Here is a 19,406-nt window from a genome sequence, read left to right as displayed (position 1 = left end):
CGGTCAGGGCCTGCGCGGCGGCTGGAGTCCCAGCATCCGGTCCTTCAGCGCCGGGAACAGCTCCCGGGTCGTCGCGACCTTCCCCGGGTCGAACTCCACCGTGAGGACCTCCTCGCCGGCCCCGGCCTGCGCGAGCACCTCGCCCCACGGGTCGACCACGATCGAGTGACCGGCCTGGGGAACTCCGGCGTGCGTCCCGGCCGTTGCGCAGGCGAGGAGGAACGACTGGTTCTCCACGGCCCGTGCCTGGGCCAGCAGCGTCCAGTGGGAGCGGCGGCGCTCCGGCCAGCCCGCCGAGACCACGAGCGTCTCGGCACCGGCGTCGACGAGACCGCGGTAGAGCTCGGGGAAGCGGAGGTCGTAGCAGGTGGACAGGCCGAGGGTCGTCTCGGGCAGACGCACCGTCACCAGCTCAGCGCCCGCGCCCATCAGCACGGCCTCGCCCTTGTCGAAGCCGAAGCGGTGGATCTTGCGGTAGGCGGCGGCCAGGTCGCCGGCGGGGGAGAAGACGAGGGAGGTGTTGTAGAGCGGCCCGTCGGGGTCGCGCTCCGGGATGGAACCGGCGTGCAGCCACACGCCCGCGTCGCTCGCGGCCTTCGCCATCGCCTCGTACGTCGGCCCTTCGAGCGGCTCGGCCTCACGGGCGAACTCCTCGTAGGCGAAGGCACCCGTGGTCCACAGCTCCGGCAGGACGACGAGGTCCGCCCCCGCCTGCTCCCGGACCGTCGCCGCCACGCGTGTGCGACGCGCTTGAACTGATTCGTCCGGATTTACGGCGATCTGGATCACAGAGGCGCGCACACTACCACCGTCCTGGCATTCGAGCCGTCCACTCGGGCCTACGATCGTCACACGAAAGCACTGCCGGGGTGCCTCACAGCAGCGTAACTTAGCTCGCGAGACGCCCGCCGACACCGCCACCTCCCACTGGCAACGACGCCACCACCTGCCCGTGACCGAACCGCCGAGGGGTCCCGTTCCGTGAGTCTGCATTCCACCCTCCAGCCCTACGCCGACGCCTGGACCCACTCCATCGAAGCGATATCGGAGCTGTTGCAGCCGCTCGCGGAGGCCGAATGGAACCGGCGGACGCCGTGCCCGGGGTGGTCGGTGCGGGACGTGGCCTCCCATGTCATCGGCCTGGACTGCGAGATGCTCGGCGACCCGCGCCCCATCCACAGCCTGCCGCGCGACCTCTTCCACGTCACCAACGAGCACCAGCGCTACATGGAGATGCAGGTCGACGTCCGCCGCCACCACACGGCACCGGAGATGACCTCCGAGCTCGAGTACGTGATCACCCGCCGCAACCGGCAGCTGCGCAACGAGTCGCGCGACCCGGGCACCAAGGTGCGGGGGCCGCTCGGCAGGGAGCTCACCCTTGAGGAGGCGATGCGGCGGCACGCCTTCGACGTGTGGGTGCACGAGCAGGACCTGCGCACGGCCCTCGGCCGGCCCGGCAACCTCGACTCCCCCGGCGCGCTGGTCGCCCGTGACGTGCTGCTCGGCGAACTCCCCCGCGTGGTCGCCGAGGGCGCGCAGGCGCCGCGCAGCTCGGCGATCGTCTTCGACGTGCACGGGCCCGTGGAGTTCCTGCGCACGATCCGCGTCGACATCCAGGGCCGAGGCACCCTCGAAACGGCCCCGGCCCTCGGCCCCGCCGCGACCCTCACGCTCGACTGGGAGACCTACGTCCGCCTGGCCTGCGGCCGCGTCACGCCGGAGTCGGTGTCCGACCGGCTGAAGACGGAGGGCGACCCGGACCTGACGAGGGCGATCCTGGACCACTTCACGGTGACGCAGTAGAGCTGCGGGCATGCGTGCCGCCAGGGGCGGCACCCGTCCCGAGGAGAGCGGCACCCCGGGCCGCGGACCCACCCGGCCTCAGCACAAACCCCGAGCACCAGAAAACCCGTGCCACACCCCCGGCACCGCCCGTAACCTCCCGCGGCATGACCACCCCACCCCACCGCACCCGCCTCACCTTCCACGGCCCGCTCTCCGAGCCGAGGGCCACCGCCCTCGTCCAACGCCTCACCCGCCACCACCCGACCACCGTCCTGGACATCGGCTGCGGCTCCGGCGAGCTGATGCTCCGGGTCCTGGCCGACACGCCGGAGGCGACCGGCACCGGCATCGACCTGGACCCCGGCGACCTGGCCCGGGCCCGCAAGGCCGCCGAGGACCGCGGGCTGACGCCCCGGGCCCGTTTCGTCGAGGAGTCCGCCACCGGAACCGACCGCGGCCCCGCCGACCTCGTGCTGTGCGTGGGATCGAGCCAGGCCCTCGGCGACCGTCTCCCCGACGCCCTGGCCGAACTCCGCCGCCTGGTCACCGACCACGGCCGCGTCCTGCTCGGCGAGGGCTTCTGGGAGCGCACCCCGACCCCCGGCGAGCTGTCCCGCATGTGGCCGGACGCGGCCGTCACCGACCACCCCGGCCTCCCGGCGCTCATCGACCTGGCGGTCGAGGCCGGGTTCAGGCCGGAGTGGACGGAGACCGCGAGCCTGGAGGAGTGGGAGGAGTTCGAGTCGGGGTACCTCGCGGACACCGAGGTGTGGCTCGCCGAGCACCCCCGTCACCCCCTGGCGGAGGAGACGCGGCAGCGCGTGGACCGGCACCGCGCCCGGTGGCTCACCTACCGCGGCGTCCTCGGCCTGGCGTACCTCACCCTCGTACCCGCCCTCGCACCGACCCGCGTAACGACGACCGCCTGACGGACGACCGCCGACGGACGTCACGCGGGCACGTGCACCGTCTCCACCCGGCTGGCCACCAGCCGCTCCCGTTCCCGCCGGGCGGCCTGCCCGCGCAGCCGCAGGATCTGGGAGACGCCGACCGCCTGGAGGACGAACACCACCGAGAAGGCGAGGGAGTAGTCGTCGCCGGTGGCGTCCAGGAGCACGCCGATCGCGAACAGCGTCGTCATGGAGGCGACGAAGCCGCCCATGTTGGTGATGCCGGAGGCGGTGCCCTGCCGCTCGGGCGGGTTGGCCGGGCGGGCGAAGTCGAAGCCGATCATCGACGCGGGTCCGCAGGCCCCGAGCACCGTGCACAGCACGATCAGCAGCCACATCGGGGCGTGCGGGCCGGGGTGGGCGAGGGTGGCCGCCCACAGGACCGCCGTCGTGGCGACGGTGCCGAGCGCGAGCGGCAGCCGCGCGCCGTGGTGCCGGGCGACGATCTGGCCGTAGACCAGGCCCACCACCATGTTCGACAGCACGACCAGCGTGAGCAGTTCGCCCGCCGCCGCCCGGGACAGCCCCTGTGCCTCGACGAGGAACGGCAGGCCCCACAGCAGCAGGAACACCATCGCCGGGAACTGGGTGGTGAAGTGCACCCAGAGCCCGAGCCGGGTCCCGGGCTCCCGCCAGGAGGCGGCGATCTGCCGCTTCACGTAGGCCGCGCCCTGGTGCGGCAGGGGATCGGGCTCGTGGCCCTCCGGGTGGTCCTTGAGGAAGAGCAGCACCAGGACGAGCACCACCGCACCGGCCAGCGCGCTGCCGGCGAACGCCGCCGTCCAGCCGATGCCGTGCAGCAGCCGGGCCAGGACGAGCGTGGAGACCAGGTTGCCCGCCATGCCGACCAGTCCCGCGAACTGGGCGACCAGTGGGCCGCGCCGGGCCGGGAACCAGCGGCTGCCCAGGCGCAGCACGCTGATGAACGTCAGCGCGTCGCCGCAGCCGAGCAGCGCCCGGGAGGCGAGCGCCGTGCCGTAGGAGGGGGAGAAGGCGAAGCCCAGCTGCCCGGCGGTGAACAGCACCGCGCCGAGCGCCAGCACCTTCTTGGTGCCGAGCCGGTCCACCAGCAGGCCGACAGGGATCTGCATGCCCGCGTAGACCAGCAGCTGGAGGATGGAGAAGGTGGACAGGGCCGAGGCGTTCACCTGGAAGCGGTCGGCGGCGTCGAGGCCGGCCACGCCCAGGGACGTGCGGAAGATGACCGCGACGAAGTAGACCGAGACGCCGACGCCCCAGACGGCCAGCGCCCTGCGCCCGCCCGGAGGGTCGCCCGGTATGGCGGTGGCACTCACCGGACCTCCCCGCGGGCCAGGTGGGAGAACCAGCCGATGTGCCGGTGGACGAGGCCGACGGCGCTCTCCGCGTCGCCGGAGCGCAGCGCTTCGAGGATCTCCTCGTGCTCGGCGAGGGTCTTGGCGATGCGGTCGGGGTGGGAGTGCATGACGGCGACGCCCATCCGCAGCTGGCGGTCGCGCAGCTGGTCGTAGAGGCGGGAGAGGATCTCGTTGCCGCCGCTGCGGACGATCTCGGCGTGGAAGCAGCGGTCGGTGACGGCGGCCGCGGCGAGGTCACCGGCGGCGGCCTGCTTCTTCTGCCGGGCCAGCAGCTCCTCCAGGCGCTCGATGAGCCCGGCGGGCGCGGGTACGGCCTTGCGCGCCGCGTGCTCCTCGACGAGCAGCCGGGTCTCGACGACGTCGGCGATCTCCTGCGCGGAGACGGGCAGGACGAGGGCGCCCTTCTTCGGGTAGAGCCGGATCAAGCCCTCGGCCTCCAGCCGCAGCAGCGCCTCGCGGACCGGTGTGCGGGAGACGCCCACGGCTTCGGCGAGCTCGCCCTCGGTGAGGAGGGTCCCGCCCTCGTAGCGACGCTCCAGGACGCCCTGCTTGACATGGGCGTAGACACGGTCGGCGGCGGGCGGTTGCTTCACGGCCAAGGTCATGCGGACAGCATAGATACAACAGGTACGCATGAAGAGATACGTCCAGTATGCGGACTTGTATGTCACACATCTGTGGCAAAGCGGGGGCCCGGCTCGGCAACAGCACAACTTCGTGTGCTAGTTACAAGTCAGACACGTGCGGCCCCCTTCCCCTCGTCCTCAACTCGGCCGCACCGTTGGGGCATTCGACGCAATCGGGGTACTTCACTTGATAACCGGCATTAAGGGCACTCGTCTCCGCAGAGCCGCGGCCGTCGCCGTCACCACCGGCGCCATGCTCGCGACCGGGGCCCTCACCGTCGCGCCGGCGCAGGCCGCCTCGGCGCCCTCCATCGCCGCCAAGGGCGGCTATGTGATGAACAACGCGACCGGCAAGTCGCTCTACACCAAGGCGGCCGACACCCGCCGCTCGACCGGCTCGACCACCAAGATCATGACGGCCCTGGTGGTGCTGAAGCAGTCGAACCTGAACATGAACAGCAAGGTCACGATCCAGAAGGCCTACAGCGACTACATCGTCGACAACAACTACGCGTCCAACGCGAAGCTGATCGTCGGCGACAAGGTCACCGTCCGCCAGCTGCTGTACGGGCTGATGCTGCCGTCCGGCTGCGACGCCGCGTACGCGCTCGCCGACAAGTTCGGCTCGGGCTCGACGCGGGCCAAGCGCGTGGCGTCGTTCATCGGCAAGATGAACACCACCGCCAAGAGCCTGGGCCTGAAGAACACCCACTTCGACTCGTTCGACGGCATCGGCAAGGGCAAGAACTACTCCACGCCCCGCGACCTGACCAAGCTCGCGAGCGCGGCGATGAAGAACTCCACGTTCCGCACGGTCGTCAAGACGAAGAAGTACACCGCGAAGACGACCACCAAGTCCGGCGGCACCCGGACCATGGCTCCGTGGCAGAACACCAACCCGCTGCTCGGCAGCTACAGCGGCGCGATCGGTGTGAAGACCGGCTCCGGCCCGGAGGCGAAGTACTGCCTGGTCTTCGCCGCCACCCGCAGCGGCAAGACGGTCATCGGCACGGTCCTCGCCTCGACCGGCCTGACCGCCCGCAAGACGGATGCCACGAAGCTGCTCAACTACGGCTTCAGCAAGTAGAACGGCATGCGTCGAAGGGGTCCCGCCGCAGACCGCGGCGGGACCCCTTCGTCATACGCCTCTCACCAAGGCGCCTCTCACGCCACGCTGCGCTGACGCCGCTCCAGCGCCCGGGCCGCCTTGCGCCGTCCGCCCGACAGCACGTTCACCGGGGAGCCCGCACCCGCGCCCGGCTCCAGCCACCAGCCGCGGATCCGCGCCGCGACCCGGACGAGCCTCTCGTCACCGGGCCGTACGTCCACGCTGAACAGCGACTCGTCGGGCGTACGGTCGTCGCCGCCCCAGCGGACCACGCCGTCCAGCTCGGCGAGGATGTCGCGGAGCACGACCTCCTGCTGCGGGAAGAAGCCGCCCCTGACGCCGCGCGGATAGGCGCCGGGCCGGATCCGCACAGCCGTGCCGGACGCCAGATTGGACTCGGGCCGGCTCCTGGCGAGGCCTGCGGGGTCGTGCCAGCCGACGACATCGCCCTTGCGCAGCGCGTCGACCTCGTAGTGGAAGCGGCGCACCAGATGCACGAGGACGGTCTCCACGTCGCCCATCCGCACGGCGACGCCCTGGAGCGGGGTGCCGGGGACCGGGCGGGTGTAGACGGTGCCGCCGTCGTCGGCGACGTTCTCCATCTCCCAGCCGTTGTGGGAGCGCGAGCCCGCCAGCACGCGCCGGGTCCGGTCCTGCGCGCTGCTCACGGCGTCCCGTACGCGGGCCGGTATGGGATTGTGCGCGTCGGCGTACGCCTGGGACAGGAAGCGGGACAGGGGCAGGGCGGCGACGCCCACGGCACCGCCGACGACGGCGATCCGGCCGAGCAGCGCACGGCGGGACAGGACCCTGCGGTGCGCGGCACCGGGCACCGGTGATCTGCCGGGGACGCGGGGGAGGTTGAGCTTCAACGGAGTCTCTTCCTGAAGTTCACTGATTCGCTGTCAGTGCTCCGCGCGCACACGCTCAGGCGTTGCGGGCGATGCTGTTGTACGTCTCGAAGATCTGGTAGACGGCCATGCACTGGTGCGTCTGGGACTCCACGTCGGGGTCCCAGGCCCGGTAGCGGCGCAGCAGTTCGGTGATCTCGAACTCGGCGAGGTCGAGGCGCATGGAGCGCGGGGTGGTGACGCGGTCGCCGGGCGGCAACTGGCCGCCGGGCCTGCCCCGGGTGCCCCACAGATGGATCAGGGCCGCGGTGCGCACACTGAACGCGTTGTCCTTGTTCAGCCGCTGCCACACCGCCCACAGGTCGGCGTCCTTGCCCGGATCGCGGTGGTCGCCGGTGGCGAGACCCCAGCCGATGCAGTGGTTCCAGGCCTGGATCGCGTCGCTCGCGCTGATCTCGCCGATGCCGGTGTGCGAGTCCCGGACGGAGCCGGAGCCCGTGAGGTGGTGGTCGGCGACCTGCTGGTCGGTGGACCGGGCGGCGAGGTCGTAGTCGCGCATGGCCCAGTAGACGGCCGTCTGGATCAGCGCCTTGCGCATCGTGTGGGTCGTCGACAGCTCGGTGATCAGGCCGTCCTGTTCCTGGATCGCGGCGACGGCCTGCGTGTTGGTGTAGAGCCATGCGTCGCTGCCGACGCCTCCGGCGTCCGGGCGGCCGATCGACCGCATGTAGCGCGAGAGGTCGGCCCGCAGCGCGGGCACCTGGCGCGCGTCGAGGGCGACGTCCGGGACGGCCGGCCGCGGCCGGTCGAACACGCCCTGCCCCGTGTCCCGCCCCGAGGCGATGTCGGCGTCGATGTCGAGCTGCCCGTCACCGGAGCCGAGGGTGCGCACGGCGAACTGGTCGTAGGCCCAGTCCCGGGGCAGCGGGTGCCCGGCGTTGCCGTCGAAGGCCGAGGACAGGTCGGCGACGAAGCTCGCGGTCGAGCAGCCGGCCGCGCCGACCCGCGCGCACACCTTGCGGGAGCCGTAGACACCGATCTCGTAGGGGTGGCCGGAGTCCGCCATCGCCTCCTTGATGCCCTTGAAGTGGGGCAGGACGTGCGCGGTGATCTCGGCGTCGATCGCGTCGAAGTCGACGGCGAAGAAGATCCGGGAACCGCGCCGGAAGCCGTGGTCGCGGGCGGCGTTGACCGCCGCGTACCCGGCGGTGCGCCCGGCGACGTAGTCGAAGTGCGAGGCGTCGTTGCCGACGGTCTGGTAGATCGGGAAGCAGCGCAGCCCCTGCTGGGCGATGACGGCCAGTTCCCCCGGCTGGATGGCCTTCTCCGGCAGGGAGGTGGCGCTCGGGTTGGTGAGGTAGCGGCCGACGTAGGCGATCCCGGCCGCCTTGAGCGAGGCCGCCCGGGCCGGGGTGATCTTCGCGATGGTGTCGCAGGCCTTGGCGGGGCGTGACTGGTCGCCGAAGGACGCGAGCAGGGAGGCGAAGGTGGCGAAGTCGCCCTCGCCCGTGGCCGGGAGCGCCACGAAGGTCTGGAAGGCCCGGACGGCGGCGGCGAGGGAGGAGTCGAACGTGTCGGTGAGGGCCACGGGCCGCCGGCCGAGGACCATCCCGGCGGAGAAGAGCCGCACGAAGACGCCCTTGTCGCCCTGTTTCACGGGGTGCGCCTTCAGGCCCGACTGGGTGCCGGGCCCGAAGTTGCCGTTGGCGGTGCCGTCCGCCATGCCCAGCTCGTACTGCACGCCGAACAGCAGGGCCTTGACGCTGTCCTTGGACACCAGCCCGTCGCAGGCGGTGACGTAGAAGTCCTGCCGGTTCAGATAACGGCCGTTGAGCCACTGCTGGACGGCCCTGACCTGGCCGGTGCCCGAGGCGGCGGGGACGTATCCGTCCATCGTCAGCAGCGCCTTGACCAGCTTGGGCGTCAATCCGCCTCCGGGTAGGGCCTGTTCGACGCCCATGTCGGTCTTCATCCGGGTGACGGCCTGCGCCACCCGGGTGCCGTAGACGCCGTCGAGGTCGCCGCCGTCGTAGCCCTTGCAGTACAGGCCGGCCTGGAGGATGCGGCAGAAGTCGGGCGACGGGACCGTGTCCGCGTCGAGCTCGGGGTACTTGTCCGTCAGGGTGCGCAGCGTGGTGGGGCCGAAGGTGTCGGAGAGTGCGGTGATGCCCAGTTCGTACTGCAGGGCACGGGTCAGTGCGTACATCGTCGCCCAGTCGGCCTCGCCGCTTTCGGGCGCGGTCGTACCGATACGGCTGCCGTAGACGGAGTTGACGAACTTCTGGGCCTTGAGCACCATCGCGTCGCGCATGAAGAGTGATCGTATGTCCGGCTAAACCGCTTACTGTGGGGTACTTGGGCGGGTCTGACGCGCTTCTTGTGCGTCCCGGCGCACGCCCGGTTCACCTCCGCACAAAACCCGGCGGCCCCCCGCCCGAAGGGGCAGGGGGCCGCCGGGTCGGTTCACGCCCAGGTGATCAGGCGCTTGGGCTGCTCCAGGATCGCCGCCACGTCGGCCAGCACCTTCGAGCCCAGCTCGCCGTCGACCAGCCGGTGGTCGAACGACAGGGCCAGGGTGGTGACCTGACGGGGCTTGACCTTGCCCTTGTGGACCCAGGGCTGCGGCTTGATCGCGCCGACCGCGAGGATCGCGGACTCGCCCGGGTTGAGGATCGGCGTGCCCGTGTCGACGCCGAAGACGCCGACATTGGTGATCGTCACCGTGCCGCCCTGCATCGCCGACGGGGACGTCTTGCCGTCCCTGGCCGTCGACACCAGCTCGCCCAGCGACTCGGCCAGCTGCGGCAGCGTCTTGGTGTGCGCGTCCTTGATGTTCGGCACGATCAGACCGCGCGGGGTCGCGGCCGCGATGCCCAGGTTCACGTAGTGCTTGACCACGATCTCCTGGGCGGCCTCGTCCCAGGACGCGTTGACGTCCGGGTTGCGCTTGATCGCGACCAGCAGCGCCTTGGCGATCAGCAGCAGCGGGTTCACCCGCAGGCCCGCGAACTCCTTGTCCGCCTTCAGCTCCTCGACCAGCTTCATCGTGCGCGTGACGTCGACCGTCACGAACTCGGTGACATGCGGCGCGGTGAACGCCGAGCCGACCATCGCCGCCGCCGTCGCCTTGCGCACGCCCTTGACCGGGATGCGGGTCTCGCGCGCGGTGTCGTAGGACGCCGGGGCCGGGGCCGCCGCCGGGGCGGACGCGACCGCCGGCTCGGGGGCCGCGGGAGCGGTGGCGACCGCCGCGTGCACGTCCTCGCGGGTGATGATGCCGTCCGGGCCGGTCGGGACGACCGTCGTCAGGTCGACGCCCAGGTCCTTGGCCAGCTTGCGGACGGGGGGCTTGGCCAGCGGACGGTCGGCGCCGGCCGGAGGGGCCAGAGCCGCCGGGGCCGCCGGCGCGTGGCCGTTCAGCTCCGTCTGGATCGCCGTCGAGGCCTGCTGGACCGGGACCTCCGGGCCCTTGCGGGGGCGGCGGCGGGTGGACGAGGTCGCCACCCCGTAGCCCACCAGGACCGGCTGGCGGCCCGAGCCCGCGGCCTTCGGCTCCTCGGCGGGCGCGGCCGCCGAAGGCCGCGCGGCGGCGGGCTGCTCGGCGGCGGGCTCCTCGGGGGCGGGCGCGGCGCTGCCGCCGCCCACGTCCACCGCGATGATCGCGGTGCCCACGTCGACCGTGGTGCCCTCGGGGAAGTGCAGGTCCCGGACCACGCCGTCGTACGGGATGGGCAGCTCTACGGCCGCCTTCGCCGTCTCGACCTCGCAGACCACCTGCCCGTCGGTGACCGTGTCACCGGGCTGGACGTACCACTTGAGGATCTCGGCCTCGGTGAGTCCCTCGCCCACGTCGGGCATCTTGAACTCGCGCACGGACGCTTGTGTCATCGTCGTCACGACCCTCTCCTCAGTACGCCAGCGAGCGGTCGACGGCGTCGAGTACCCGGTCCAGGTTCGGCAGGTACTCCTCCTCCAGGCGGGCCGGCGGGTACGGCGCGTGGTAGCCGCCGACCCGGAGCACCGGGGCCTCCAGGTGGTAGAAGCTGCGCTCCGTGATCCGCGCGGCGATCTCCGCGCCCGACCCGAAGAACACCGGGGCCTCGTGGACGACGACCAGGCGGCGCGTCTTCTCCACCGAGGCCTGGATCGAGTCGAAGTCGATCGGGGAGACCGAGCGCAGGTCCAGGACCTCCAGGTTCCTGCCCTCCTCGGCGGCCGCGTCGGCCACCTCCTGGCAGAGCTTCACCATCGGGCCGTAGGCGGCCAGGGTCAGGTCGGTGCCCTCGCGGACCACCTGGGCCTTGTGCAGCGGGCCCGGGATCGCCTCCGCGTTCACCTCGCCCTTGTCCCAGTAGCGGCGCTTGGGCTCGAAGAAGATCACCGGGTCGTCGCTCTGGATGGCCTGCTGCATCATCCAGTACGCGTCCGACGCGTTCGACGGGCTGACCACCTTCAGGCCCGCCACGTGCGCGAAGAGCGACTCGGGGGACTCCGAGTGGTGCTCGACCGCGCCGATGCCGCCGCCGTAGGGGATGCGCACGACGACCGGGAGCTTGACCTTGCCCAGCGAGCGGGCGTGCATCTTCGCGAGCTGCGTGACGATCTGGTCGTAGGCCGGGAAGACGAAGCCGTCGAACTGGATCTCCACCACCGGGCGGTAGCCGCGCAGGGCCAGGCCGATCGCCGTGCCGACGATGCCCGACTCGGCGAGCGGGGTGTCGATGACGCGGCTCTCGCCGAAGTCCTTCTGCAGGCCGTCCGTCACCCGGAAGACGCCGCCGAGCTTGCCGACGTCCTCGCCCATGATCAGGACCTTGGGGTCGGACTCCAAGGCGCGGCGCAGCGACTCGTTGATCGCCTTGGCCAGTGCCATCTTGTCGGCCATCTCAGTTACCCCCCTCATCGGCGAACGACGCCTGGTACGCGGCGAACTGGGCGCGCTCCTCGTCGACGAGGGCGTGTCCGTCCGCGTAGGCGTTCTCGAAGATCGCGAAGTGGTCCGGGTCCGGCATGGCACGGACCGCCTCGCGCACTCGCTTGCCCAACGCCTCGGACTCGGCCTCCAGTTCCGCGAAGAATCCCTCGTCCGCGTGGTTTGAGGCCTCCAGGTAGCGGCGCAGGCGCAGGATCGGGTCCTTGGCCTCCCACGCCTGGCGCTCCTCGTCGCCCCGGTAGCGGGTCGGGTCGTCGGAGGTGGTGTGGGCGCCCATGCGGTAGGTGAACGCCTCGACCAGGGTCGGGCCCTCGCCGCCGCGGGCCCGCTCCAGGGCCCAGCGGGTGACCGCGAGGACACCGAGCACGTCGTTGCCGTCCACCCGCACGCCCGGGAAGCCGAAGCCCTGGGCGCGCTGGTAGATCGGCACGCGGGACTGCTTCTCGGTCGGCTCGGAGATCGCCCACTGGTTGTTCTGGCAGAAGAACACGACCGGGGCGTTGTAGACCGCGGAGAAGGTGAAGGACTCGGCCACGTCGCCCTGGCTGGAGGCGCCGTCGCCGAAGTAGGCGATCACCGCGCTGTCGGCGCCGTCCTTGGCCACGCCCATCGCGTAGCCGGTGGCGTGCAGCGTCTGGGAGCCGATGACGATCGTGTACAGCTGGAAGTTGTTGCTGTTGGGGTCCCAGCCGCCGTTGTTCACCCCGCGGAACATGCCCAGCAGGTTGGCCGGGTCGACACCGCGGCACCAGGCCACGCCGTGCTCGCGATAGGTGGGGAAGACGTAGTCGTCCTCCCGGGTGGCCCGGCCGGACCCGATCTGGGCGGCTTCCTGGCCGAGCAGCGACGCCCAAAGGCCCAGCTCGCCCTGGCGCTGCAGGGAGGTGGCCTCGGCGTCGAAGCGACGGGTGAGCACCATGTCGCGGTAGAGGCCGCGGAGCTCTTCCGGGGTGATGCCGGCGACGTACTTGTCGTACTCGGCGTTCTTGACGCGCTTGCCCTCGGGCGTCAGCAGCTGCACGAGCTGGGGCTCGGCTCCGGCGTCCTTCTTGGCGGTCGTGCGGGTGCGCTTGGTGCCGGTGGTGCCGGCCTTGCTTCCGGCGCTGCGTCGCGGTGTGCGCGCGGCAGTGCTCTCCACGGTCACGTGTGCTCCTCCGTCGGTCCGGCCCCCGGGGTTGCCGGTAGGCCAGTGCGGCTCACCTGTTCTCGGCCCGCGGGGCACGGGGTGGGTGCCACTCGGCCGGGAACAGGCGTGACAGGTGCCCCGGCGAGCGCCCTGCAGAAAGCACGTTACCCAGTGCGCCACATTTCTGTGAAACCCCCTCTGACCTGCGATTTTGCTTGGATATCCAAGTAAATCGGGGAGGCGTGGAAGGGGCCCTGGTCACAGCCTTGCAGGAGGCCGGAGCTACCGCACGTTAACCCGGTGACCCAGGTCACGGGAAGGGTCAACTTTTCGGCGCGCCCGAAACGGCACGCGCGCGTGGGTCCCGTTCCCGGGTCCCACGCGCGCGTGGATCATGCGCTTGTACGGTCGGATCAGGTGTCCTCTTCGCCGCCCGGGCCGCCGACGACGCCGGTCGTGGTGCCCTCGGTGTCGCCCGTGTCGCCCGTGGGCGGGGGCGAGGCCGAGGGCTCGGGGTCCGTCGGGTCCTCCGTCGGGTCCTCGGTCGGCGGATCGCCCGACGGGTCCCCGGAGGGAGGCGGGGAGACACTCTGCGACGGGGCGGTGGACGGGCTGTACGAGGGCGTCCACTCCCCGTTGCCCGCGCCGGTCCCGGTGCCGTCGTCCGTGGTGGTGTCGGTCGGCTCGCCGGTCTCGTCGTCGCTCGGCGTCTCGCTGGGCGTCTTCTTCTCGGTCGTCTGCGAGGTGGTCGGCGACTGTTCCTTGCTCGGGTCGTCCTTGCCGCCGCCGGTGTTCTGCAGGGCCAGCGCCACACCGGCGGCGACGGCGATCACCGCGAGCACGGCCAGGATCCACAGCTTGCCGCGGCCGCTGCCCTTGTTGCCGTGGCCCTCGAAGCCGCCGTCGTCCCCGTTGCCGTAGCCGCCGGGCAGGATCGGCGCGGGGATCTGCGTGGTGCCGGAGGCGTCCCCGGGGTGGCCCATCACGGCCGTGCCGGCGAAGCCGCCCGACGGGGTGTGCCGGCCGTCGTGCATGTCGACCGGGCCGGTGTTCCAGGTGCCGGTGTGGCCGCCCTGGTCGTAGAGCATCTGGAGCGCGTACTGGACCAGCCCGCGCATCTCCTCGGCCGTCTGGAAGCGGTCGTCGGGCTCCTTGGCGAGGGAGCGCATGACCAGGCCGTCCAGCTCCGGCGGGCAGGCGTCGGACGCCTCGGACGGCGGCGTCGGGATGTCCTGGACGTGCTGGTAGACCACCGACAGCGGGGTCTCGCCGGTGAACGGCGGGCGCAGCGCAAGCAGTTCGTAGAGCAGGCAGCCCGTCGCGTACAGGTCGGAGCGGTGGTCGACGGCCTTGCCGAGCGCCTGCTCGGGGGAGAGGTACTGCGGGGTGCCCATGACCATGCCGGTCTGCGTCATCGTGGTCGACGCGCCGTGCAGGGCGCGGGCGATGCCGAAGTCCATCACCTTCACGGCGCCGTTGTGCGTGATGATGACGTTCGCGGGCTTGATGTCGCGGTGCACGATGCCGTGCTGGTGCGAGTAGGCGAGCGCCTCCAGGACGCCCGACACGATGATCAGCGCCTGCTCGGGGCCCGGGGCCTCCGCGTTCAGCAGCAGGTCGCGGATCGTGCGGCCCTCGACGATCTCCATGACGATGTACGGCACGGACTGGCCGCCGACGAAGTCCTCGCCGGAGTCGTACACGGCGACGATCGCGTGGTGGTTGAGACCGGCGACCGACTGGGCCTCGCGCGTGAAGCGCGCCTTGGACACCGGGTCCTCGGCGAGGTCGGAGCGGAGCAGCTTGACCGCGACGGTGCGTCCGAGACGGACGTCCTCGGCTGCGAACACCTCGGCCATGCCGCCCCGGCCGAGTCTGCGGGTCAGCCGGTACCGGCCGTCCCCGACCAACCCGCCGTTACCCCAGAGCTCCGGCGCGTCCGACATGCCGCCGCCAGTCGCCTCGGGGTCGGACGGGCCCTGAGCGCGCTGCTGCTGTGCCATCAGTCCTCGCCGTCGTTTCTGCCCGCGGTGCGCGCGGTGTTGTTACGGTCTCCGTCGGCCACGCTACAGCCTCCGCGCAAGCCTCCGGTCCGGGAAGGGACGCCGGGACCGGCACGAGACGGACCGGCCATGAAACCTTCACCGCTTACTGTCGTGCAAATTCCGTGTGCCGCCCGTACGCCCCCTGTAACGCTTACGCGACGCTTCTTTCGCGTACGGTCACGGAACGGGCACCGAGCTTGACGTGTCAGTGCCCTGGGGCAGACTTGGCCGGGAATGGCGGTTTGGATCAACGACGGATCAGCGACAGTCGGCGGCGCCTGCGGGGGCTACGGGGGACAGGGAACATGAGCCAGGACGGCGCACAGGGCCAGTACACAGGGCGGGCGCTCGCCAGTGGTCGCTATCAGTTGCGCGATCTCCTCGGCCAGGGCGGCATGGCCTCGGTGCACCTCGCGTACGACAGCGTGCTCGACCGGCAGGTCGCCATCAAGACACTGCACACGGATCTCGGACGCGAACAGGCCTTCCGCGAGCGGTTCCGCCGCGAGGCCCAGTCCGTGGCCAAGCTCACGCACACCAACATCGTGTCGGTCTTCGACACCGGCGAGGACACCCTCGACGGCATGACGACGCCGTACATCGTCATGGAGTACGTCGAGGGCCGCCCGCTCGGCTCGGTCCTCGACGAGGACGTGCGCCAGCAGGGCGCGATGCCCGCCGACAAGGCGCTGAAGATCACGGCGGACGTGCTCGCCGCGCTGGAGATCAGCCACGAGATGGGCCTGGTCCACCGCGACATCAAGCCCGGCAACGTGATGATGACCAAGCGGGCCGTGGTCAAGGTCATGGACTTCGGCATCGCCCGCGCCATGCAGTCCGGCGTGACGTCGATGACGCAGACCGGCATGGTCGTCGGCACCCCGCAGTACCTCTCGCCCGAGCAGGCCCTCGGCCGCGGTGTGGACGCCCGCTCCGACCTGTACTCGGTCGGCATCATGCTCTTCCAGCTGGTGACCGGGCGGCTGCCGTTCGAGGCGGACTCGCCGCTGGCCATCGCGTACGCGCACGTGCAGGAGGAGCCGCCGGTTCCGTCCTCCATCAACCGCTCGCTGCCCCCGGCCGTGGACGCGCTGATCGCCCGTGCGCTGAAGAAGAACCCCAACGAGCGTTTCCCCAGCGCCGAGGCCATGCGCGACGAATGCCTGCGGGTGGCGGCGTCCTTCAGCGCCGCGCCGCCGAGCATCGTGCCGGGCACCCAGGCCCCGAGCGGCTCCGGTGTCGGCTCGGCCGTGTTCCCTCCGGTCGACCAGGCGACCCCGACGCCGTCGGGCCCGGTCCAGACCCCGTACCAGCCGACCCCGCCCCCGAACCCGTACGGCACCCCCGCCCCGGCGGGGCCGACCCCGGCCTACGGTTATCCGCAGCAGGGCGGCTACCAGACGCCGGCCCCGGCGGCCTACTCCCCGCAGCCCGGCCCGTCGACGCCGCCGCCGTACAACCTGTCGCCCCAGAGTGCGGGGGCCTCCTCCGGCGGCGGCCGGAACAACAGGCCGGTGATCATCGGCTCGATCATCGTGTCGGTCGTCGCCGTCGGCGGCCTCGTCACGGCGCTGCTGGTGAACGGCGGCGGCGAGGACGTCAAGGGCGGCGGCGGCAGCAGCGCGAGCGCCTCGGCCTCGGCGGAGAAGAAGCCCGGCTACCGCGGGCCGGACACCACCAAGACGATCGACACCGAGGAGTGCACGGAGCCGCGGGAGTCGTACAACGACCCCGACAAGATCCAGATCCCGGACTTCAAGTTCAAGAACATCAAGTCGGTCAAGGCCTGTCTCCAGGCGGCCGGCTGGGAGCTGGACGAGAAGCAGGTCGACGAGAACACCTACGGCGACGGCACGGTCATGAACCAGTTCCCGTCCGCCGGCACCGACGTCGACCCGGAGGACATGCCGGAGATCGAGCTCAGCGTCTCGACGGGCAACCCGCCGTCCTGACGTCCCGCTCCGTCCCGTCCCCGGACACACGCGGTACCCGAACGCACAGGGGCCCGGCAGCTTCCGCTGCCGGGCCCGTTCGCTTCGTGCGGCCTGGGGACGTCTACAGGTACGGGCCGCCCGTCCGGCCGCCCGGGTGCTGCTCGTCGGGGCCGTCGCCGATCCCGGGCGGGAGGGCGCGGCGCATCTGCTCCAACTGGGCGCGGGCCGCCATCTGCTGGGCGAACAGCGTCGTCTGGATCCCGTGGAAGAGCCCCTCCAGCCACCCGACGAGCTGGGCCTGCGCGATGCGCAGCTCCGAGTCGCTGGGGGTCGCCTCGTCCGTGAAGGGCAGGGAGAGCCGCTCCAGCTCCTCGACCAGCTCGGGCGCCAGACCGTCCTCCAGCTCCTTCACCGAGCTGGCGTGGATGTCCTTCAGCCGCACCCGGCTGGCCTCGTCCAGGGGAGCCGCGCGTACTTCCTCCAGCAGCTGCTTGATCATGCTGCCGATCCGCATGACCTTCGCGGGCTGCTCCACCTGCTCCGTGACCGGGGTCTCGCGGGAGTCCTCGTCTGCGCTGCCGCCACCGAGCGCCATGCCGTCCTGGCCCACGACCAGGATCTGCGGGTTCTCCGGCGACCTTTCGTTCCTCGGCATCTCCATGCCGCCATTCTCTCGCACGCCTGCACCTCACCTCCGTGGTGCCCCCCGGGGAGGCTGATCCACCATGCCGGAGGAGACGAATCGATCGGGCTCCGGGTTGCTCCCGGCCGGGCCGTTCCTCCTCGCGGGTGACGTGGAGCAGACGCCTGCGCGATCGCATTCCGTCCGTCGGCCGCACCCGGGGTGCCGGATGCCGGGAGCGGTGTGAGGCTGATTGCCTCGATATGACCGAACTTGCCGTAGTCGCCCCACGGGCACGCGGCGGGAGGGGGTCACCCCCGTGACTCCATGGCTACGCGCACTGCGGGCGGCGGCACTGGTGCTCGCCCTGGGGGCGGGCGCGGTCGTCTCACCGTACGGATCCGTCCCGTCCTACGGGGCTGTCCCCGCGCATGAGGGGGAAAGGACGGCGGAAGAGGAGGGGCCGACGGGCGCGGGCACGAGGTGGGGACGCACCGCTTCCCGGACGCCCGAGGCCACCAGGCCCGCCAAGCCCACGCCGTCGGACCCCGCGCGCCCTACGGCACCGTCGCCCGGGGACGCGCCCTCCTCCTGGGCCGCTCCGTCCCGCCCGGCTCCCCCGCCCCTGGCGGCACCGTCGGCCCGGACGGATGCGACGCTCCGGGCGGCGTCGTCGAGCCCGTCCGCCGTGGCGGACCCATCCGGCGCCGGTGAGCCCTCGCGGGCCGGGAGCCGGGCCGGAGAGGGCCGGGTGCGGCCGGGACGGCCGGAGGACGCCGAGGAGGGGCCGGGCGTCACGGACGCCACGGCCGTCCCCCAGGAGCCGCCAGAGACCGTCCCCGAGCCCTCCGCCCCGGCGGAGCAGCCCGTGCGGGAGGCGGCGGCAGCCGAACGCCCCACCGGCCAGGTGCTGCGCATCCTGCCCCTGGGCAGCGGCCTGCTGTTGATCGGCCTCGGCCTGGGCCTGGCCTTCTTCGCACTGCGGCTGCGACGGGTGTAGGACCGGAGTCAGCCGGCCTTCGGGGCGATCAGCAGGACCTTGCCGACGTGGCCGCTCTCCTCCACCACACGGTGCGCGGCGGCGGCCTCCGGCATCGGGAGTTCGCGGTCCACGACCGGGCGCAGATGGCCGCCGGTGAACAGCGGCCAGACGTGTTCCCGGACGGCCGCCACGATGGCCGCCTTCTCCTCCAGGGGCCGGGCGCGCAGCGACGTCGCGCTGATGGCGGCGCGCTTGGCCAGCAGGGCGCCGATGTTCAGCTCGCCCTTCACGCCGCCCTGCATCCCGATGATCGCGAGTCGGCCGTTGACGGCCAGGGCCTTGACGTTGCGCTCCAGGTACTTGGCGCCCATGTTGTCGAGGATGACATCGGCCCCGGCGCCGTCCGTGGCCTTCCTGACCTCCTCGACGAAGTCCTGCTCGCGGTAGTTGACCAGGATGTCGGCGCCCAGTTCGGCGCACCGCCGGAGCTTGTCCTCCGTACCGGCCGTCACGGCCACCCGCGCGCCGACCGCCTTGGCCAGCTGGATGGCCATGGTCCCGATGCCGCTGGAGCCGCCGTGCACGAGGAGCGTCTCGCCGGGCCGCAGGTGGGCCACCATGAAGACGTTCGACCAGACGGTGCAGGCCACCTCGGGCAGCGCCGCGGCCTGCGTCAGGCCGACGCCGTCGGGCACGGGCAGCAGCTGCCCGGCCGGCACGGCCACCTTCTCGGCGTAGCCACCGCCGGAGAGCAGCGCGCACACCTCGTCGCCGACGTTCCAGCCCGAGACGCCGGTGCCGATCGCGGCGATCCGTCCGGAGCACTCCAGACCGGGGTAGGGGGACGCGCCGGGCGGGGGTTCGTAGAAGCCCTGCCGTTGCAGGATGTCGGCCCGGTTGACGGCGCCGGCCGCCACCTCGACCAGGACCTCGCCCTCGCCGGGCACGGGGTCCGGGACCTCGTCCCAGACCAGCGCCTCGGGCCCACCAGGTTCGGGAATCGTGATCGCATGCATACAGGGGACCGTACTCCTCGGTCCCCGGGCGGAGTCCCCTTCCGTCCCTGGACCCTCGCCCCTACGCCATTCGTCCGGTGCCGTCGAA

The 19,406-nt window shown here is 71.7% G+C and carries 16 protein-coding genes; 5 read left to right on the top strand and 11 right to left on the bottom strand.

From position 1 onward, the window contains the following. Positions 1-3 precede the first annotated feature (3 nt). Positions 4-801, bottom strand: coding sequence for a nitrilase-related carbon-nitrogen hydrolase (locus ACFZDE_RS19185; protein ID WP_391200912.1), 798 nt, complete (start codon positions 799-801; stop codon positions 4-6). 180 nt (positions 802-981) lie between these two features. On the opposite strand from ACFZDE_RS19185, the gene ACFZDE_RS19180 reads away from it, so the two are divergent. Next, entirely contained in the window at positions 982-1,806 is an 825-nt protein-coding gene (locus tag ACFZDE_RS19180; RefSeq protein ID WP_391200911.1) for a maleylpyruvate isomerase family mycothiol-dependent enzyme, read from the top strand. Between the two features lie 146 nt (positions 1,807-1,952). Further along, the gene (locus ACFZDE_RS19175) at positions 1,953-2,717 is read left to right on the top strand and encodes a methyltransferase domain-containing protein (RefSeq protein WP_391200909.1); all 765 of its coding nucleotides are present in this window, start codon (positions 1,953-1,955) and stop codon (positions 2,715-2,717) included. A gap of 20 nt (positions 2,718-2,737) precedes the next feature. Here the strand turns inward: ACFZDE_RS19175 and ACFZDE_RS19170 are convergent, their stop codons facing one another. Together ACFZDE_RS19170 and ACFZDE_RS19165 are read right to left on the bottom strand one after the other, a co-directional pair. Continuing rightward, on the bottom strand, positions 2,738-4,033 hold the full coding sequence (locus ACFZDE_RS19170; RefSeq protein ID WP_391200907.1) for an MFS transporter: 1,296 nt from the start codon (positions 4,031-4,033) through the stop codon (positions 2,738-2,740). Continuing rightward, positions 4,030-4,680: an FCD domain-containing protein gene (locus ACFZDE_RS19165; protein WP_390998710.1), complete on the bottom strand. Its 651-nt coding sequence runs from the start codon at positions 4,678-4,680 to the stop codon at positions 4,030-4,032. Before ACFZDE_RS19165 ends, ACFZDE_RS19170 begins: the two co-directional genes overlap by 4 nt. Positions 4,681-4,888: 208 nt before the next feature. Here ACFZDE_RS19165 and ACFZDE_RS19160 point away from each other — a divergent pair, with 208 nt between their 5' ends. Then, positions 4,889-5,788, top strand: a complete 900-nt coding sequence (locus ACFZDE_RS19160) for a serine hydrolase (RefSeq protein ID WP_390998708.1) — start codon at positions 4,889-4,891, stop codon at positions 5,786-5,788. A 77-nt stretch (positions 5,789-5,865) separates the two neighbouring features. Here the strand turns inward: ACFZDE_RS19160 and ACFZDE_RS19155 are convergent, their stop codons facing one another. The 6 genes from ACFZDE_RS19155 to ACFZDE_RS19130 form a co-directional block, all read right to left on the bottom strand. Further along, the gene (locus ACFZDE_RS19155) at positions 5,866-6,681 is read right to left on the bottom strand and encodes a hypothetical protein (protein WP_391200905.1); all 816 of its coding nucleotides are present in this window, start codon (positions 6,679-6,681) and stop codon (positions 5,866-5,868) included. Between the two features lie 55 nt (positions 6,682-6,736). Next, positions 6,737-8,971 carry a glycoside hydrolase domain-containing protein gene (locus ACFZDE_RS19150; protein WP_391200903.1) on the bottom strand — a complete coding sequence of 745 codons (2,235 nt, stop codon included), beginning with the start codon at positions 8,969-8,971 and terminating at the stop codon, positions 6,737-6,739. A 152-nt stretch (positions 8,972-9,123) separates the two neighbouring features. Continuing rightward, positions 9,124-10,557: a 2-oxo acid dehydrogenase subunit E2 gene (locus ACFZDE_RS19145; RefSeq protein ID WP_391200901.1), complete on the bottom strand. Its 1,434-nt coding sequence runs from the start codon at positions 10,555-10,557 to the stop codon at positions 9,124-9,126. A gap of 10 nt (positions 10,558-10,567) precedes the next feature. Then, positions 10,568-11,545 carry a transketolase C-terminal domain-containing protein gene (locus ACFZDE_RS19140; RefSeq protein WP_390998698.1) on the bottom strand — a complete coding sequence of 326 codons (978 nt, stop codon included), beginning with the start codon at positions 11,543-11,545 and terminating at the stop codon, positions 10,568-10,570. Position 11,546: 1 nt separating this feature from the next. Then, complete coding sequence (gene pdhA / locus ACFZDE_RS19135) at positions 11,547-12,737, bottom strand: pyruvate dehydrogenase (acetyl-transferring) E1 component subunit alpha (RefSeq protein WP_350710338.1); 1,191 nt, start codon at positions 12,735-12,737, stop codon at positions 11,547-11,549. A gap of 395 nt (positions 12,738-13,132) precedes the next feature. Then, the gene (locus ACFZDE_RS19130; protein ID WP_391200899.1) at positions 13,133-14,722 is read right to left on the bottom strand and encodes a protein kinase; all 1,590 of its coding nucleotides are present in this window, start codon (positions 14,720-14,722) and stop codon (positions 13,133-13,135) included. A gap of 347 nt (positions 14,723-15,069) precedes the next feature. Here ACFZDE_RS19130 and ACFZDE_RS19125 point away from each other — a divergent pair, with 347 nt between their 5' ends. Beyond that, positions 15,070-16,716 (top strand): protein kinase, encoded by a 1,647-nt coding sequence (locus ACFZDE_RS19125; protein WP_390998690.1) that lies wholly within the window; start codon positions 15,070-15,072, stop codon positions 16,714-16,716. 103 nt (positions 16,717-16,819) lie between these two features. On the opposite strand, the gene ACFZDE_RS19120 is transcribed toward ACFZDE_RS19125, so the two are convergent. Next, on the bottom strand, positions 16,820-17,359 hold the full coding sequence (locus ACFZDE_RS19120) for a proteasome activator (RefSeq protein WP_390998687.1): 540 nt from the start codon (positions 17,357-17,359) through the stop codon (positions 16,820-16,822). 649 nt (positions 17,360-18,008) lie between these two features. On the opposite strand from ACFZDE_RS19120, the gene ACFZDE_RS19115 reads away from it, so the two are divergent. After that, complete coding sequence (locus ACFZDE_RS19115) at positions 18,009-18,320, top strand: hypothetical protein (protein ID WP_390998684.1); 312 nt, start codon at positions 18,009-18,011, stop codon at positions 18,318-18,320. An 8-nt stretch (positions 18,321-18,328) separates the two neighbouring features. On the opposite strand, the gene ACFZDE_RS19110 is transcribed toward ACFZDE_RS19115, so the two are convergent. After that, positions 18,329-19,318 carry a zinc-binding dehydrogenase gene (locus ACFZDE_RS19110; RefSeq protein ID WP_390998681.1) on the bottom strand — a complete coding sequence of 330 codons (990 nt, stop codon included), beginning with the start codon at positions 19,316-19,318 and terminating at the stop codon, positions 18,329-18,331. Between the last annotated feature and the right edge of the window lie 88 nt (positions 19,319-19,406).

Origin of the sequence: Streptomyces sp. NPDC007929 (assembly GCF_042959065.1) — a bacterium.
Lineage (GTDB): Bacteria > Actinomycetota > Actinomycetes > Streptomycetales > Streptomycetaceae > Streptomyces.
Note: the sequence above shows the minus strand (reverse complement) of the source record. Positions and strands in the feature narration are given on the sequence as shown.

Excerpts from the sequence above, each read along its gene's own strand:
- ACFZDE_RS19175 (WP_391200909.1), top strand. The coding sequence starts at position 1,953 with ATGACCACCCCACCCCACCGCACCCGCCTCACCTTCCACGGCCCGCTC.
- ACFZDE_RS19165 (WP_390998710.1), bottom strand. The coding sequence starts at position 4,680 with ATGACCTTGGCCGTGAAGCAACCGCCCGCCGCCGACCGTGTCTACGCC.
- ACFZDE_RS19150 (WP_391200903.1), bottom strand. The coding sequence starts at position 8,971 with ATGCGCGACGCGATGGTGCTCAAGGCCCAGAAGTTCGTCAACTCCGTC.
- ACFZDE_RS19140 (WP_390998698.1), bottom strand. The coding sequence starts at position 11,545 with ATGGCCGACAAGATGGCACTGGCCAAGGCGATCAACGAGTCGCTGCGC.
- ACFZDE_RS19130 (WP_391200899.1), bottom strand. The coding sequence starts at position 14,722 with ATGGCACAGCAGCAGCGCGCTCAGGGCCCGTCCGACCCCGAGGCGACT.
- ACFZDE_RS19125 (WP_390998690.1), top strand. The coding sequence starts at position 15,070 with ATGAGCCAGGACGGCGCACAGGGCCAGTACACAGGGCGGGCGCTCGCC.
- ACFZDE_RS19120 (WP_390998687.1), bottom strand. The coding sequence starts at position 17,359 with ATGGAGATGCCGAGGAACGAAAGGTCGCCGGAGAACCCGCAGATCCTG.
- ACFZDE_RS19110 (WP_390998681.1), bottom strand. The coding sequence starts at position 19,318 with ATGCATGCGATCACGATTCCCGAACCTGGTGGGCCCGAGGCGCTGGTC.